This window comes from Acinetobacter sp. 5862 (assembly GCF_024494585.1).
Lineage (GTDB): Bacteria > Pseudomonadota > Gammaproteobacteria > Pseudomonadales > Moraxellaceae > Acinetobacter.
The window spans coordinates 31,945-49,655 of the sequence record NZ_JANHGP010000069.1; the positions used below are offsets into that span (position 1 = coordinate 31,945).

At 37.2% G+C, this 17,711-nt stretch carries 13 protein-coding genes and 4 pseudogenes; 8 read left to right on the forward strand and 9 right to left on the reverse strand.

Going from position 1 to position 17,711, the window contains the following annotated elements:
* Window positions 1-2: 2 nt before the first annotated feature.
* From NO346_RS14030 to NO346_RS14060, 7 genes and pseudogenes are all read left to right on the forward strand, one after another.
* On the forward strand, window positions 3-1,559 hold the full coding sequence (locus NO346_RS14030) for a PepSY domain-containing protein (protein ID WP_256415541.1): 1,557 nt from the start codon (window positions 3-5) through the stop codon (window positions 1,557-1,559).
* Window positions 1,556-1,843: a DUF1634 domain-containing protein gene (locus NO346_RS14035; RefSeq protein WP_256415542.1), complete on the forward strand. Its 288-nt coding sequence runs from the start codon at window positions 1,556-1,558 to the stop codon at window positions 1,841-1,843. The genes NO346_RS14030 and NO346_RS14035 overlap by 4 nt, the downstream gene beginning before the upstream one ends.
* 243 nt (window positions 1,844-2,086) lie before the next feature.
* Complete coding sequence (locus tag NO346_RS14040; RefSeq protein ID WP_256415551.1) at window positions 2,087-2,974, forward strand: sulfite exporter TauE/SafE family protein; 888 nt, start codon at window positions 2,087-2,089, stop codon at window positions 2,972-2,974.
* Window positions 2,975-3,091: 117 nt separating this feature from the next.
* Window positions 3,092-4,183 (forward strand): 3-deoxy-7-phosphoheptulonate synthase, encoded by a 1,092-nt coding sequence (locus tag NO346_RS14045; RefSeq protein ID WP_256415543.1) that lies wholly within the window; start codon window positions 3,092-3,094, stop codon window positions 4,181-4,183.
* Between the two features lie 418 nt (window positions 4,184-4,601).
* Window positions 4,602-5,102, forward strand: a complete 501-nt coding sequence (locus NO346_RS14050; RefSeq protein WP_256415544.1) for a hypothetical protein — start codon at window positions 4,602-4,604, stop codon at window positions 5,100-5,102.
* A 75-nt stretch (window positions 5,103-5,177) separates the two neighbouring features.
* Window positions 5,178-7,289, forward strand: a complete 2,112-nt coding sequence (locus NO346_RS14055; RefSeq protein ID WP_256415545.1) for a TonB-dependent receptor — start codon at window positions 5,178-5,180, stop codon at window positions 7,287-7,289.
* 3 nt (window positions 7,290-7,292) lie between these two features.
* Window positions 7,293-8,759, forward strand: a pseudogene (locus NO346_RS14060) (PepSY domain-containing protein).
* Between the two features lie 56 nt (window positions 8,760-8,815).
* Here NO346_RS14060 and NO346_RS14065 read toward each other — a convergent pair.
* The 9 genes and pseudogenes from NO346_RS14065 to NO346_RS14105 all read right to left on the reverse strand — a co-directional run.
* A complete protein-coding gene (locus NO346_RS14065) occupies window positions 8,816-9,556 on the reverse strand; it encodes an adenosylcobinamide-GDP ribazoletransferase (RefSeq protein WP_256415546.1) in 741 nt (246 codons plus the stop codon).
* A 98-nt stretch (window positions 9,557-9,654) separates the two neighbouring features.
* Window positions 9,655-11,235, reverse strand: coding sequence for a histidine-type phosphatase (locus tag NO346_RS14070; RefSeq protein ID WP_256415547.1), 1,581 nt, complete (start codon window positions 11,233-11,235; stop codon window positions 9,655-9,657).
* A 115-nt stretch (window positions 11,236-11,350) separates the two neighbouring features.
* Window positions 11,351-11,950, reverse strand: coding sequence for a histidine phosphatase family protein (locus NO346_RS14075; protein WP_256415548.1), 600 nt, complete (start codon window positions 11,948-11,950; stop codon window positions 11,351-11,353).
* Window positions 11,940-13,010: a nicotinate-nucleotide--dimethylbenzimidazole phosphoribosyltransferase gene (gene cobT / locus NO346_RS14080; protein ID WP_256415549.1), complete on the reverse strand. Its 1,071-nt coding sequence runs from the start codon at window positions 13,008-13,010 to the stop codon at window positions 11,940-11,942. Before cobT ends, NO346_RS14075 begins: the two co-directional genes overlap by 11 nt.
* 1 nt (window position 13,011) lies before the next feature.
* Complete coding sequence (gene cobU / locus NO346_RS14085) at window positions 13,012-13,530, reverse strand: bifunctional adenosylcobinamide kinase/adenosylcobinamide-phosphate guanylyltransferase (RefSeq protein WP_005160251.1); 519 nt, start codon at window positions 13,528-13,530, stop codon at window positions 13,012-13,014.
* 2 nt (window positions 13,531-13,532) lie between these two features.
* Window positions 13,533-14,156, reverse strand: coding sequence for a 2'-5' RNA ligase family protein (locus NO346_RS14090; protein ID WP_087537084.1), 624 nt, complete (start codon window positions 14,154-14,156; stop codon window positions 13,533-13,535).
* 85 nt (window positions 14,157-14,241) lie between these two features.
* Window positions 14,242-16,368, reverse strand: a complete 2,127-nt coding sequence (gene mtlD, locus NO346_RS14095; RefSeq protein WP_256415550.1) for a bifunctional mannitol-1-phosphate dehydrogenase/phosphatase — start codon at window positions 16,366-16,368, stop codon at window positions 14,242-14,244.
* 195 nt (window positions 16,369-16,563) lie between these two features.
* A pseudogene (locus NO346_RS14100) lies at window positions 16,564-16,956 on the reverse strand (MFS transporter); the annotation flags it as partial.
* 63 nt (window positions 16,957-17,019) lie between these two features.
* Window positions 17,020-17,516 (reverse strand): annotated as a pseudogene (locus tag NO346_RS14105) (IS4 family transposase); the annotation flags it as partial.
* A 58-nt stretch (window positions 17,517-17,574) separates the two neighbouring features.
* On the opposite strand from NO346_RS14105, the pseudogene NO346_RS14110 reads away from it, so the two are divergent.
* Window positions 17,575-17,711, forward strand: a pseudogene (locus tag NO346_RS14110) (IS701 family transposase); the annotation flags it as partial.

Here is a 17,711-nt window from a genome sequence, read left to right on the forward strand (position 1 = left end):
TAATGCAAAACAAAAGTGTACGCCAATCTATGGCATGGCTACATGCATGGACAGGTTTAATTTTTGGATGGCTTTTATTTGCCATTTTTTTGATGGGAACGAGTGCCTATTATCGTCATCAGATTAATTTATGGATGCAGCCACAACTATCGCAGTATCAAATTAATCAAGTAACGGCTATTCAAACAGCAACAGAATATTTAGAAAAAAATGCAGCTGATGCGAAATCTTGGTATATCAAAGTTGCGAACAAAGAAGAACCTGTCAATAAAATTTATTGGGAAAAAAGCATAGGTGGTTATGAAAGCCGAGACTTGGATGCAAATACTGGTCAAGAACTTAAACTTTCTGCAACACAAGGCGGTGACTTTTTTTATAATTTCCACTTTCAACTGTACGGATTACCTGTGCTTATTGGACGCCTAATCGTTTGTATCGCAGCTTTTATTATGTTGATTGCATTGGTTTCGGGCATTATTACCCATAAAAAAATCTTTACGGATTTCTTTACATTGAGAACTTTCAAATCACAACGCTCTTGGCTCGATTTTCATAATGTTTGCTCTGTACTTGCTCTTCCCTTTTTCTTGACAATTACTTTTACTGGTTTAGCTATTTTCTTTTACTTATATTTACCGTGGGGTATGAAACAATTCTATCCTGAAAAGCCATTTCAATATTTCACGGAGATCAGAACGATCTCTCAAACAACCAATATCGATTCTCCCCCAACCCAAACAGATATGCAGCCAATCACTGTATTATTAGATAAATTACCACAGCAATGGGAAAATGAAGAATTAGCAACGATTGAGGTTAAAAATCCAAATACCAATCAAGCAAAAATCACTTTTAAACAATTGGAAGATCATTCTATTACCTTAAATCAGACACAAATTACCTTAGATGGTACTGGAGAAATTTTAGGTAACACGAGAAATAATAGTGCAGTAGCCACCTTAAATGCAGGTGTTTATGGTCTACATATGGCTACATTTGCGCAACCACTACTACGATTTGCTTTCTTCTGTTCAGGAATACTAGGTTGTTTGATGATTGCGTCAGGACTACTACTATGGAGTCTGAAGCGCCAAATCCAAAATAAATCTGAGAAGTTTCATCTTGGTTTTTATTTAGTGGATCGTTTGAATATTGCGACGTTTATTGGCTTACCAATCGCCATGCTAGGTTATCTTTTTTCAAATAGATTGATACATATTACTGAAACCACCCCAAATTATGAAATCTATACTTTTTTTAGTGTGTGGATGCTGAGCTTGATTGTAGCCCTACTCACGCCTAAACAATATTTATGGAAATGGCAAGTTTTCTTCTTCGGTTTGATTGCAGTTGTTTTACCAATATATAACTTTGTATATCTCATCAATCATCGATTAATTTCAGACCTTTCAAGTTATTGGTTATTTCTGCGTGTTGATTTATTCCTGCTCATTTGCGCCGTATTCGCTATTTTTATTTTTAGATATATTCAACCTATTCAGGAAAAGTCCATACAAAAAATTAAAACAAAATTAGCGAAAAATAAGGTGAAGGCATGATTTTTTTGAGTCTAATTTTGATACTGATTGGAATGACCTTCTTATATAAATGTAGTTCTAAGCAAATCAGCAAAACGAAGCAAGTATATCTCATTCGCTATAAAACTCTCTTCAAATTTTTTGCTTACCTCTGCTTTTTAATTGCAGGAAGCCTACTCTGTCTTGAATATGGAAACGCTATAGGATTTGTAAGTTGGTGGCTATTTGCGACACCGATTACATTTCTACTTGTGTTATGGGTTAATGAATTAAAACCTAACAAAAATAAAATTTTAGCAAAATAGAGAATGTTTAAATCACTCTACTTTTCAATTAATTATTTTACGTCACTTTGATCAAACTAAGATTTACTCGACGAACTCATAAGTGCAAATTAATCAAACATGGCTGTGTAATTCAGTCAGTTTTTATACCGCCATCGACATTCTTTAGCTTTTTTTTGCATAAGTAAATCACTATTCATCACAACGAGTTATCTAAAAAAAGCATAAGATATGCTGGTTTTTGCATATTTAGGCATATTGATTATGTTTGGTCCTGTTGAATTTATTCTAGCTGGGGTTTTGGTTGGTTTCTGTGTAGGAATCACTGGTGTTGGTGGTGGCTCATTAATGACCCCCATTTTGATTAGTTTATTCAAAATTGAACCTCATATTGCAATCGGTACAGACCTGCTATATGCCTCTATTTCTAAATTTTGCGGTTCAATGGTACATGCTAAAAAACTAAATATTGTATGGCCAATTGTACTTTGGCTTGCACTTGGAAGTATTCCTGCATCTTTTGCCACCTCTTGGGTTTTAGAACATTATTTAAGTCAATCAACGCATTATAAAGCTGTACTGACCATGGTCTTAGGCTTTATGTTGACCTTGACAGGTATCTCTATTGTATTTCGTAGCCAAGTTGAAAAGTTCTTTGATCGTTTCCGTAATCGTGAACAAGCAAATATGGAAAGTGAGCAGCATGCTCTCCAGCATAAACGCTTATATATCGTCATCATGGGCATGGTTTTAGGTATTTTCGTTACCCTTTCTTCTGTAGGCGCTGGTGCTTTCGGGATTATGGCACTCGTAATTATGTTTCCTAACTTACCGATGATCCGTATTATTGGTTCAGATGTCGTACATGCTGTCTTATTAACCGCTGTTGCTGGTTTGAGTCATATGTCTTCAGGTAATGTCGATTTTCATTTATTAATGTGGTTACTTGTTGGTTCTATTCCTGCAATCATTGTCGGAACTTTGATTAGTTCGCGTATGCCAGAAAGACTTATTCGTAGAATCTTAGGTATTACATTATTTGCCCTTGGTGTTAACTTTATGGTTAATCCAGTTAAGGCAAAACCTAAACCAGTTGAAACCCATAAAGTTGCTGTTGTTCAACAAACAAGCCTTTCATCTAGTATGGTTTAATTCTAAAAAAGCCGGTTGTTTTCCGCAATTTTTGCGAATCGATAGTTAATCAATCGGCTTTTCATGCTATATTCGTAGACAAAATAACCTCTTCTTTCGATTGAATTTGTGACAGCAATGAATACTCTACAGTCAAATCCAGTTTCTCAGCCAGATATCGACGACGTTAATATTAAAAGCATTCAAACCTTAATTACCCCTGCGGAACTGAAAGCTGATCTTCCTTTATCTGAAGCTGCATCTCAAACTGTGTTACAAGGACGTGCAACTGTACGTAATATTTTAGACGGCAATGACAAACGTTTGTTTGTGGTGATTGGACCTTGTTCAATCCATGATGTTAAAGCTGCAAATGAATATGCTGATCGCTTAAAAGAATTAAGTGAAAAAGTAAAAGATACTTTATACCTTGTGATGCGTGTATATTTTGAAAAACCACGTACGACAGTCGGTTGGAAAGGTCTAATCAACGATCCAGATATGAATGACTCTTTCAATATTGAAAAAGGTTTACATATTGGTCGTGGTCTTTTGCTTGAATTAAATGAAAAAGGTTTGCCATGTGCGACTGAAGCACTTGATCCAAACTCACCACAATATTATCAAGATTTAATTTCTTGGTCTGCGATTGGCGCACGTACTACAGAAAGCCAAACACACCGTGAAATGTCTTCAGGCTTATCATCTCCTGTTGGGTTTAAAAACGGTACAGATGGTGGTTTAACTGTTGCGACCAATGCTATGCAATCGGTTAAGCACGGTCATAGCTTCCTCGGCTTAAATGAAAATGGTCAGGTGGCAATTATCAATACCAAAGGCAATCCTTATGCTCATGTGGTATTACGTGGTGGTAATGGCAAGCCAAACTACGATGCTTCTTCTGTTGCGGAAGCAGAAACAGCTTTGGCAAAAGCCAAAGTCAGCAACAAGATTATGATTGATACCAGTCATGCCAACTCAAACAAAGACCCATACTTACAACCATTGGTTCTCAAAAACATCACAGAGCAAATTCTGGATGGGAATAAGTCAATCGTGGGAATCATGGTTGAGAGTCACCTTAAAGGTGGTCGTCAGGATATTCCTGAAAACCTATGTGATCTAGTATATGGTCAATCTGTGACTGATGGTTGTATCGATTGGGATACAACAGAAAAAGCATTGTTAGAAATGCATGAAGCACTTAAAGATGTTTTACCAAATCGTTAATCTTTAAGTAGATGTAAAGCAGGCTCTCATGAGCCTGTTTTTATTTTTAAATTTTCCATTAAAGTTTCATGACTCACTAGATCTAAAACTACTTTTTCAATATTTGCCCTATTTACGTTTGGGATTACAATTAAATTTTCTTGTAAAAATATTGGCTCGAATTTAAATCATCATTTAGTGTTTGCATCAAACGAACAGGGTCATAGAAACTTAATTCATAATTTTCATTTTTATAGGTGAATAATAAAATTATCTACCCTGTAGATTCTATTCTCCATTCTTGATCATCGAAAAAAATCTGGAAAATTTATACGGTAATCTGCCATATATTTGTGTCCTTAAATATTGGATTTGTTTTGAACTGTAACATTTTTTTAATTATACTGCTGCCACATTTCCCCTACGACGTATCGCTGATATGAAGTCCAGTTTTCGTCAACACTTGCTAAAGTGGCGTGCCTCATTCGGTGCGATTACTTTGCTTTGTTTACTCTGGCATATCTTCTTACCAACGATGGTACATACTGGCGTCGTACCTGCACTCTATGCAATGCCTACACATTGCCAAGTCACAGATATTAAAAATAGTTTGATGTTGTCTGAATCTCATTCAAGTCACCATCACGCTATGCATGAAATGCATCATCAACAGCATTTACAACCGACTGCGCATGATCAACTGAATGACTATGCCAAAGAGGTTTTTGCCCTTGCTAGTCAAATCATGAAGCATTGTCCTTTATGTACACATGGTTTAGATGCTGTTGCAATTATTCCTTTAATTGCATTAATTTTAATCTTTGTACTGGCTTGGTTTAGTCGTGTACGATGCCTATGTTATACGTGGTCAGAAGATCTGCAAATTCCACGTATCTTCTATATCTTTCCAATTAAACAAGCACCACCGCTCGCTCTATAAAAATGCTTTTTTAACATTCCGTATCCAGTGTCTCACTGTGGTACCGCCTCGTTTATTGCTTTTATAGAGTTAAATATGAATACTCAATTTCGTTTGTCAGTATTAACGACAGCATGTCTATCGATTACCTACAGCTCAATCACTCTGGCTGAAACAGCTTCTGAAAATGAAACAAAAACCCTAGCTACAATCGTAGTCACGGCAAGTCGTGAAGGTGAATCTATAAATAATACTCCTGCTGCGATTAGCAAAATTAGTAGCCAAAATATAGATGATAAACATGCCACATTCATTGGTCAGTTAGTTAATCAAACCCCAGGTGTGTTAATGAATGACTTGGGCAACGAACAACATATGATGTCGATTCGTCAACCCATCACAACTTCTGCTGTTTATCAATATTTAGAAGATGGTATTTCAATCCGTCCAGTCGGTGTGTTTAACCACAATGCTTTATATGAAGTAAATTTAGCTGGAATTGATAGCATTGAAATTTTGCGTGGCCCAGCAAGTAGCTTGTATGGAAGTAATGCAATTGGTGGTACGATTAATTTCCTCACCAAAGCACCGAGTTTAACTCCAACTGCTGATTTAGGTGTGAGTGCAAGCTCTGAAGGTTATCGCCGTTTAGATTTAGGTGCATCCAATACGTTTGATACTGAGTATGGTGAACATGGTTTAAGACTGTCTGCCTATGCCAGTGATCGTGGTGATAGCTGGCAAGATCATGCTGAAAGTAATAAGCAAAGTGTGACCTTAAGACATGATTGGCGTATATCAGATGCCACTCAAATCAAAAATATTTTCAGCTACAACCATTTAAAAACCGATATGACGGGTAGCCTAAATGCAAATGATTTTAGCGCACGTCCAGGTTATAGTTATCAAACATTTACGTATCGAGAAGTAGACTCAACCCGTCTTTCATCACAGATTAACCATCAGTGGGATGATCAGCAACAAAGTCAATTGACTGTATATTATCGCGATAATACAACCGATCAAAATCCGAGCTACAATATTCGCACTGATGTAAAAGATAAAAAGCCTACAGGAACTTATAGCGGGCAAACCACCTATAACGCTTTTCAATCTTATGGCTTAAATTTACAGCATTCCATTAATTTGGATCAGGTGAAATTGATCATTGGGGCAATGGCAGATCATTCGCCGAACCAAGCTCAAACCAATGATATTCAAGTCTTTCGTGATCCAAACACGCTAGTTTATACGGGTTTCAAACAACGTCAGTTGTTACGTGATTTCAAAGTTGATGTCAATAACCAAGCATTGTACACACAAGCAAATTGGCAAGCTTTGCCGAATCTAAATTTGGTTGGTGGAGCTCGCTATGATTGGATCGGTTATGACTTTGATAACAAGCTTACCCCTTCTAAAGTGACAGGTGCGCCAGATGAAAAACGTAGTTTTCACAAGGCAAGCCCTCAACTTGGTTTTGTATGGAATATCTCACCTGAATTAGATCTGTATAGCAATTGGTCACAAGGTTTTGTACCACCAGAGGTTAGTAGTTTATATGGCGCAAATCTGGTCACACCAAACTTAAAAGAAGCTACATTTAATAATATTGATGCGGGTTTACGTTTCAAAGTTTTAGATGACCGACTGGATGGAGAAATTACCTTATATCGTTTACAAGGTAAGGATGAAGTTCTAAGTTATACAAAACCTGATAATACCCGTGAACCACGAAATGCAGGCAAAACCTTACATCAAGGTATCGAAATTGGTGGAACTTGGAATATTACTGAACAGTATGATCAACGTTTAAAGTTATCTGGAAGTATCGCTAAACACAAATATAAAGAATTTCAGCCATCATCAATACTCAACTATAGCGGCAATACAATGCCAAACTCTCCAAAAAGTTTTGGCACAATTGAATATCAAATCAAACCTATTCCAGCATTATTACTTTCGGCTGAAGGTGTTTATGTCGGTTCATATTGGATCGATGATGCTAATACTGAAAAATATGATGGGCATACCATTCTAAATTTACGTGCAAATTATCGTAAAAATGCTTATGAGATTTATGGGCAAATTCTGAATGTAGCTGATGTCCATTATGCTGACAGCACTTCATATAGCAGTAATCAAGCTAGTTATACGCCTGCAGCACCACGAACCTATTTATTAGGTTTACGTTATCATTTTGGAAAATAAACAATGAATGCCAATCAACTCAAGAAGTTACTGAAATTTCATCGTAGCTTTGGAATGGTGCTTGGCATTCTGATTTTGATGTGGTCTTTAACAGGTGTGTTGCATCCAATTATGAGTGCAACACAACCTCAACCCGTCAAACGAATGCCTCCACCTCAGCAACTGAATTTAACAAATGCTTTGCCTGCACCTTTGGTTTTACAGCAGCATAAAATTGAAGAATTTTCAGCACTGCAAACCATTCAGCTACAACCTGAACTTGTGGCTTATCGAGTTTTACAACCAAATCAAAACATTGCGGAGTATTTTGATAGTCGATCGGGTCAACTCATTACAGATGGAGAGCAACAAGATGCAAAACGTCTTGCGATTTGGTATACAGGTTTAGCCAAACAACAGATCGTTTCGACCGAACTGATCACTGAGTTTAGTGATGATTATCCAAGTGTGAATCGTCTATTGCCTGTCTGGCGTGTAAGTTTTGACAATGGTTTAAGGGCTTATGTCGATCCATCACAATCTCGATTAGCCACACTATCCAATGACCAAAAAATGTGGATGGCGAAAATATTTCGTTTAGGTCATACATGGACTTAGGGTGATCAACCGTGGACAGGACAAAATATACTGATGCAAATTGCCTTAATTGGTATTATGGTACTGACTTGTATGGGTATTGGATTATTTTTTAGGATTCGTAATCGCCAGAACCATCGTTTAGCTCACAAGCCGATTCGCTTTTTACATCGCTATTTGGGCATCAGTCTAAGTATATTTATCTTGCTATGGGTATTCAGTGGTTTCTATCATGTTTGGCATAAAAAATCTGAGATTGTGAACATTCAACCAATATTTTATACACAGGATTTAAGTGCTGTCGCATGGAAAACGGCTGTTCAACAACCAGTACAATGCCTTAATCTTGTACCGATCTCCTTTGCTCAAGATCACGCTCAAGCAGGTTGGATGGTTCAATTGACAGGTAAACCACAGTTACAAGGCAGCATGACTGCAGCCAAAGAACATGATCATCACAATCATGCTAAAAATGCTGCCCCTGCAATTGAATTGATCGATGCGAATGCCGCTACAAAATTAAATACGCTTGAGCAAAGTAAGCAGTTGGCTGCCGACTATTTACATTTACCAGTGGATCACTTTACACAAAGCTCATGGGTCACCAGTTTTAGTGGTGAATATGGTTTTATCAACAAACGTTTACCCGTAGTTAAAGTTGAAAGCAATTTAAGTGATCAACTCAGGCTGTATATTGAGCCAAGTAGCGGTGTGATTGCAGCGCAAGTCACTCAACAAGATGTTTTAGAAGGTTTTAGTTTTGCATATCTACATAAATGGACATGGCTACCAGTAGATAAAACATTCAGAGATATCTTATTAGGCAGTATTGCTGGGCTCATTGCTTTATTGGTGATCTTAGGTTGTACATTAGCAGCCCGAAAAGCATCCTAAGTTCCGTGTTGATCCTTCTTAATTTAAGGAGGATCAATTTTTTAGAATTAAACCCATCAAATATAAAATGAAGCAACCACAAAACTTAGCATTAAGCCTGTCTCAATCAGCTCAATTGCAGCGCCAACAGTATCACCAGTAATCCCACCAATTCTTTTGATAAATAAGGCTCTTAAAAAAAACAACACAGCAATAAAGCAGATAAAAGTCACCAATCCCAACCATTTAAACACACAAAGTAATGCAATTGTAATGACAAAAACAGTCCACGCAAGTTTCTTTGGAATAAAATCAGTAATTGAACGTCCTAGCCCTTTATCACGAACATAAGCTGTGGTTAGAAATAAAAATAATGGAACACTACGCCCAAGTACTGGAACTAAAATCAAAAAAGTATTGAGATGCTGCTCAAGCAGCACATACAGCGCAGCAAACTTGAGTAAACAAACCACAACAAGACTCAGTACACCGATTGGACCGCAGGTTGGGTCTTTCATAATTTTGAGTGTACGTTCAGGATCACCAAAACCACCGACCCAAGCATCAGCTGTATCTGCTAAACCATCTAGGTGAAGTCCACCTGTGAGCCAAATCCATAACACTAAAATGATGCTGGCAATCAATAAAATTGGCAGCTTGACTAAAACTAGAGATGAAGCAAACAGAATCAGCCCAATCAACAAACCCACAAATGGATAAAATAAAATCGCTTGACCATTTTGTTTTGCATTAGGCATTGTTTTTAAGTTAATCGGCAAAACTGTCAAAAATTGCAAGGCAATCCAAAAAGGCGTCATATAAGCTCAATCATATTCGATTCATAATTTAGCAATTATGAGGAAATAAAATTGGGAATAGCAAGGCTATTCCCAATTTGAAAAAACTAATGCTTGGATTATTGAACTTGATAACATTGTTTAAGCTTCAAATAATCATAATAGAAACTGTTCGTACTATATTGTGCATATTTACATGATGGTTTAAACAAGGTCTCTTTTTCATTGTAGAGCATTTTTATCAAAGTGATACCTTGGGCATTTTGATAAATATCCCACTGTAAATTCGCAGCCATTGGTGATACCACTTCACCTCTCCACGTACTATTGCTGTAGTTATAAGTTTGACGTAATGGTAAAGGCTGCATCATGTCATGTAACTCTAAACTGGTTGCCAGTGGAATCATTATTTCTGCATGTGCGAAGCGTAACACAGCGCGGTGGGACTGTTGTTTATCGATAATTGCATCTACTTGCTTAAACAAATCTTGTTTTAGACCTTGAGCAATGTTACTGGTGACAGCATTTGATTCTTGAAAGCTTGGCCCTTTCTCATAAAAATCATTTGCATCGTTAAATTCAGCATAGAATTTTGCAGCATCTATAGGCATATATTGATCAAAATTTACATTTTTTAATTCAAGCTGCATACCACCAGAAATTGAATACAGCTCATAAAGATAAGCAGCGGCATCCACAGCACTTGCAATGGTATTTTTCCCTTTACCTTTTTCTGTAATGGTTTCACCTTTTGGCGATGTCACGGTATAAGCGCCACTATTACTGAAAGTATAACCAGTCGTACCTAATTTTTTGACAAATTCAGGCTTAAAAATTGGGTTAAGTACATTCATTGCAATTTGCTGTGCGCGTGTATTTTTTGCCAAATCATTTAACTTATTTTTTAGATATACATCTTCAGCTTCAAATTTTTGATAGGCTTGACTTGCATCATAGATTGCTTGTTGTTGTGTTGATAATGGTTTAAGCAAATCTTGATCTTTATTCAAGCTATGGAAATAAAGTTTAAAACGATCTACGCCACCATCTTCAATAGATGGAATACTGGTACTGACCAAACTTGTATATGACGTAGGTGTAATTTGATTCTTCAATTGCGGTTGTTGTTGAATCAATTCAGCAGTAAAAAACTTGGCGCTATCAACCGCACGATCTACGCCTGAGCTTTGAACTAAAATAGATTCAGGTTGTGTCGCTGCTGTTTTAAATAGCTCAGGTAGACGCTGTAAAAGACGGTCTGCGATACCTCGATGTTCTTGAATACCAAGCATCGTTTCATTGCCATATCCATACTGGCGAATCCCATCTACGCCGTAACCCAGCAAAATATTTGCTTTCATCATATTTTCTAAATCAGCACCTAGTTTTTCACCTAAAGGTGTTAAAGCATTCTCAGCCTTGGCTTGTTTCCATAAATTATAAAGTGCCAAATCATATTTAATGCTCGATAATCCTCGAGAACCATGACGTGCGACTAACTCTGTAAAAACAGGTTTAAAACCTTGTGGAATCGCTTCGTATTTTTTTAGATGTTGTTGTGGTTGGTATGGTGTTTTGGTTTGATAATATTTTGATGAGGTATTTTGTTCCGGGCTAGACTGTGATTGTTGCTCATTATTATCACATGCTGCCAATAAGATACTTGCACATAACAGACTGCTTTTCAATAATATATTCATAATGAATTTGCTTATCGTTTAAGAAATGACATGTATCATAGGCAGTAGTAATGACAGTTCGATTACAATTTTATGGCAGTGTGTGATGATCGAAAAATCTCTTATTACTTATTTATCAATGTTTTTCTTCAAAATACATCTCATCTAATCTTTTAGAGCATTCAAGTTGATAGAGCTTGCCCAGTTCAGCAGGCATTTTTAATAAATCATCTAGATTTTGCTGACGTGCCAAACAAGTCAACAATTTAATCACCCCACCATGCGTCACAATCAATGCCTTATTCCAGTTGTGTCGCTGCATTTGTACATAAATTTCATCAAAACCATCTATGACTCGTTGCTTGAATTGAAGCAAAGACTCTCCTTTTGGAGCATGATATTGCGTTGGAAATTGCCAAAAATTTGCTAATCGCTCAGGTTCAGCTTCATAAATTACTTGGGTGGAAATACCCTCCCAATCACCAAAATACATTTCTTTGATATGCTCATTGACCCGCATTGGCAATCCGAGTTGATTTGCCAAATGCTCTGCAAAGCAATGACAGCGCCGCAAAGGTGAACTGATAATCACATCCCAATCCATTGGAGTAGTGATGTACTGCTGAATGGTTGATTGCATTTGCAACCAACCCTGTTCAGTCAAATCATCATCCAAATGCCCACGTAGCGTATGGCTTAAAGTCGTTTCACCATGTCGCAGTAAATCAATCTGCAACTTTATCACCTGTTACAGCAGCTTCAGCAAATGTTGCCATTTGATTATGTAAGACACAGGCAAGCTGAATCATAGATAATGCCGCACCAGCACCACTGCCTTCCCCTAAACGTAAATTCATTGCTAAGATTGGTTGGGCATCCAATTCTTTTAGAACACGCTGATGACCATATTCCGCTGATTGATGTCCAAAAAGCATCCACTCACGGCTTTGTGGTTGAATACGTACTGCACATAAAGCTGCGACCGAACTAATAAAGCCATCGACGATAATTGGTAAACCAATTTGCGCACATCGTAAATAAGCCCCTGTGATTGCAGCAATTTCCAAACCACCTACGGCAGCCAGAATTTTTAATGCATCATTGGCCACATTTGCTTTATGAAGCTTTACTGCTTGATTAATCACTTTTATTTTATGTTGTAATTGCTCAATATTAATTCCTGTTCCTAAACCTGTCAGTTGCTGGGCTGATTCACACAGCAACAAACAAGCAAGTGCTGAAGCTGAACAGGTATTGCCAATTCCCATTTCACCTGCAATAAAAATATCCGCATCTTTCGCCTTAGCAAGATCGGCGCTATTTTTACCCAGCTCTAACGCTGCTAAACACTCTCGGTTGGTCATCGCAGCTTGCTCTACAAAATTAGCAGTGCCAGCACGAATAGTATGGCATTCAACGCCAACATAATTGTAACTATCGCCTACTGTCCCACAATCAATCACTTGTAAATGGGCATGATGATGTTTAGCAATTACACTAATTGCTGCACCACCCGAAGCAAAGTTTTGCAACATTTGACGAGTTACTGCTTGAGGATAGGCTGAAACATTTTCTGCTACAACACCATGATCACCAGCAAAAATAGTAATCCAAGGTTTGTTAATTTTAGGGAAAACTGTTCTTTGTAATGCAGATAAATTAATCGCAATTTGCTCTAAATCACCTAATGCGCCTGTTGGTTTGGTCAATTGAAGTTGACGTTGCTCAGCTTGTTGTTTTACATCTAGATCAGGTTGCTGTACTTCGGCTAAAAACCATTGCGCTTGTTCAGTCATATTATTTCTCATCTTTTAAAATCATTGGAAAACCTGCCACACAGAACACCACTTTATTTGCTAATTGCCCTAAAGCTTGATGTAAACGTCCCGCTTCATCCACAAATCGACGACTAATTTCACCCATAGGAACGACACCCAGTCCAGTTTCGTTACTCACTAAAATAATATGTGATTTGAGTTGGGGTAATAGGTTTAAAAATTTGTCTGTTTGCTGCTGTTGTAATTCAGCATGATCGGATAACAATAAATTGGTGAGCCATAAGGTCAAACAATCCACCAAGATCACTTGATTATCTTGGTCTAATTGCAACAGTTGATCCGCAAGAAAAATAGGTTCTTCACACAATTGCCAATCATCAGGACGTTGTTGTTGATGATGCGCAATACGCTGCTGCATTTCAGTATCTAAGGCCTGCGCCGTTGCAATATAAATGACCGATAAACCTGTCTCTTTGGCTGTTTGTTCTGCCAAACGACTTTTACCTGAGCGCGCCCCACCTAAAATTAGTTGCAACATGTCTAACCTAGTTCAATTTGCCGATAAGAATATAGGAATCCTTGTAAAATCTGTGCTTTATAATAACCAAAAGTCAGTTTTTTGACCTCAATATTTATAGTTTTTACCGAAAGTTGTTGCATCCGCTCAAGTACAATATCACTCAGCCAAGCTTCACGATACAAGCCTAAAGTAATATGTGGACAATATTCGAGTGCTGCAATTTCCCCAGATACTTGAGCAAATTGTTGACGAATTAGTTCTAGTACGCCCTGATGATCTTTAATCTGTAGAAACAAAGCACTACTAAAGCTATCGATCTGTATGATTTCAAGCTCAAAAGGTTTGAGCTGTAATGCTTCAATCAGCTTGATCTGCTGCTGTAATTGTTGAATCTGAAAATCGTCATCGTACTGATGAGCTGAAGGTTGTAAGAAACCACAAACAAATAGTGTAATGTGATATTGGCGTTGCTGTGTAGCAAGTAATAGATCAGAAAACTGTGTTTGAATTTCATCTAAATATTGAATCAATTCAGGTTGATCAATCTCAATATACCAAAGCCCATAATCTGAACGGCCCTTGTGCCATTCGGGATAATCACGTATTTCGGTCGCAATCAGCTGGGTGTCTGCTTGTAATAACACAACTTTAGCATTCTGTTTAAAGTTGTGTTATTCAAACATAAACCTAGATCGAAGTTAAGCTGCTTTACACTATAATCACTAATGCCTAAGCGGTTAGAGGTTTCAATTCCTCAGATTGTTGTGACATGAATACTTCGTCCTTGAGCTCTGTCTGAATCCCTTGATAGAGCTGGTTTAACAAGGCTTTCTTCTGATTTTCAGTAATGTCCATATGTTCGATATTGCTCTGGACATGCTTTACAATCTTAATCTCGTCCAGCCCAAGCATTTTTAGTGCATAGACATAGCCATAAATTGCGCCTTGCATTAACTTCTGATAAGGAAGTTGCTGCTGTACATGCGATTCCAAACTGCCTAAAACACGCTCATTCAAATTGAGTTTTCTAAGCGGATCACGAGCTACACGTTCACATGGATATTTATAAGCAGATCGACATGAGTTTAAAAAACTCTCAGCCATTCGATCCAATTGCTTTTTTTGATTTGGGATTAAATTAGCTAAACCTAATTTAACCTCATCAACCAGTCTTTCAGCATATTGTCGAACTGCTAAATCAGCCATCGCAATACCAATCGTCTCATACCCATTTAAACTGGCATACCAAGCAAGCATCGCATGACAGCCATTCCACAAACGATTTTTAATGATTTGAATCTCAGAAATCTGATCCACCAAAATCATTTGACGCATTTTGCTCAACAATGGGCTGCGATTTTCCACATAAATCGGCATATCCATTTCACTATGGAATAGGATCAAATCCATATTTTGTAGAAATTGCCCTGTTTGAAACTGCCCACGCATGTCTTCTAAACAATGGGTAATCTGCTGTTCTTGCTTTACAGTCAGAGCGGTTTCCTCTGAAAGTTCAATCGTTTCTGGATTGAGATCATTTTGATATTGTTTGAACAGATTATGCTTAATATTGAGCTGACGAAATAAGGCTTGATCGTTAAGCTTGGATACCATTCGATTGACCACGGTATCGCAAAAATAATGTTCACTTAAAATATGTTCTGCAATATCTTCATTCGTCATGGAAAGTAAGGCTTCACGGATATGTTTTAAGACCAAATACTTTGCACACACTTTATTGAGAATAATCAAAAAGGTAATGGGCTCATTATTGTCCGCATCTGCTGACATAAAACGGGCGAATAGTCCCTTCGCAATCGTTTTCGCCTCGGACTCAATCGCTTGTTCTGGTAAACACAGTGCAATCAGGCTAGATTGCATATACATTTCTAACATCTGCTGTTCATTGTCAGCATCAATCACAGTCAGATTATCAATACGCTCATAATAACAAGACTGATCATATCGAATACTATAGCTACCAAAACTGTTCACTGATTCTAAATATAATCGATTTCGGGTTGATGCCAGAATGCGTTTTGGGCGTGTATAACCATCCCAATAGGACAAAATCTGTGCCAGATATCCCCCACCAATAGCACCAAAGCCATGAATCCCAACAGTCAATTGATTGACACTTTGCGGAAATAATTCTTGTAATTGTGGCATACCCATTTCAGGGATATATTGATCCAAAGCATACAGGCACTCATACATGTCTTGATAGTAAAAATTTGCTTTAGAGAGCATATGATCATTGGGTTCTTTAATGTCTTTAAATAAAATCGTGATTCCGCCTGCATCATAGGCTGAACAAATACCATTCTCCGAATCTTCAAACATTAAACATTGTTGCGGTTGTAGATTGAGTTTCTGTGCCGCTTTTAAAAAGATTTCTGGATGCGGTTTACCTTTTTCAACTTCATCACCACAGATGAATAGATCAAAAAATTTGTAGACATTGGCATTAATTAAATATTCTTCTGCAATTGCTCGACGACTTGAGGTCACAACGGCCATTCTTAGGCCAGATTTTCTTAAACGTTCTAAAACTTGAATTAGCCCTTTTTTAATCGGTACACCATTTTTACGCACAGACTCTAATTCAACTTCATCCGCACGATTACAGATAGCAGTATAAGGAACATCTGTACCATAAAACTTTTGTGCCAGCTGCTCAGATGCTTTGGCACTTAACCCTAGACACTGCATCAAATATTCATCTGAAAATTCCTGTCCAATCAGCTCTTTTGATGCCTGTTTCAATGTCTGGAAGCGTAAACGCTCGGTATCAAACATTGTTCCATCAATATCAAAAATTGCCCCCTGAACAGGATAATCATGAAAAATCAGCATTGTTACTCCTCTGTTTTGTTATATTTTTTATAGAGTAACTAAAAAATAGGCTTAAAATTCAAATAGTAAACAAATGAAATAAATCTAATTAAAAAATAAACATAAAGACGACTCATAACAGCAATATATGACTGAAACAGTCGGAATACTTGCATTATGAGAAAAAAGATGAGTTATTTTTAACCAAAACCCCTTTTATTCATCAAGTAGCAATGCAGTTTCAGCTTCTTTTCGAATCAACATCCAACTAAAATAAAGGCCAATCGATAGGGTTAAGAACAGTAATAAATAGAATGGGAAATGGGTATTAAAACGGTACAAAAATGTACTGAGTAAGGGGCCAACAATTAAACCTAATGCCTGTATCGCCGTACAAAAACTTGCCATTTTAACCTGTGATTGCTGAGATACCGCTTGGGCAGCGCCTGTAGTAAATGCAGGTAATAAGCACGCCACAGAAATACCATAAAAAATATAACTGGCCTGAAATACAAAAATTGTAGGTGCGTAGAGTGAAAGTAATAGACCAAAACACATGGTGACCAAACCAATAATCACCAAACTATTTAATTTAAGCTGTAAAACTTTCCTCTGTACAAGACAAATTTCATAGGGCCCTTGTCTTATCAGGCTTTTTCTTTATTAAACACAAATAGCAGAAGCATTAAACATAGGAGAAACAACAAGTAAAAGTTCTCCATCTTCTAATCGTAGCGCACTAATATACAGTTTCACTCGACCAACCCAAATACGTCGTTTACGACATTCAGTTTGACCAACTTGAAGATGACGAAATAAATCACTAATTTTATGATTCTTGGCTAAGTGATTGGTCACAATAAAGTTTTTTTAACACGTATACAGAAGTTAATGTCATTTTCAATTCACCATGTAAACCATTTCTCACCGATAAACTCTCTGTCTGCGAACACATTCACAATACGGTTTTTACCAAAAATGGAGATAAAGCGTTGAATCAAAGCAATACGCTCTTTTGTATCTGAATTTCCACGTTTATTGAGCAATGTCCAAACAATAGGTATCGCTATTCCACGATAGACGATGGCTAAGATCAAGATATTGATATCTCGTTTTCCCCATTTCCAGTTGGTTCTATCCAAAGTTAATTGGACTTTATCGAATAAAAATCTAGGACTTACGCATTGACAGATTCAAAAAAGTATTAAAATGCTTTATAAAGTATCTGTGATTAGACGAATTAAACATGCTTCTACAGCAACCTGTACTCTACCCATTTATATGGGTTTTCTCATGACAGAACCGAACTCTATTAGCTGCACACAACTTGCCGAGACTTATAACATCTCGCATGATAGTGTAAA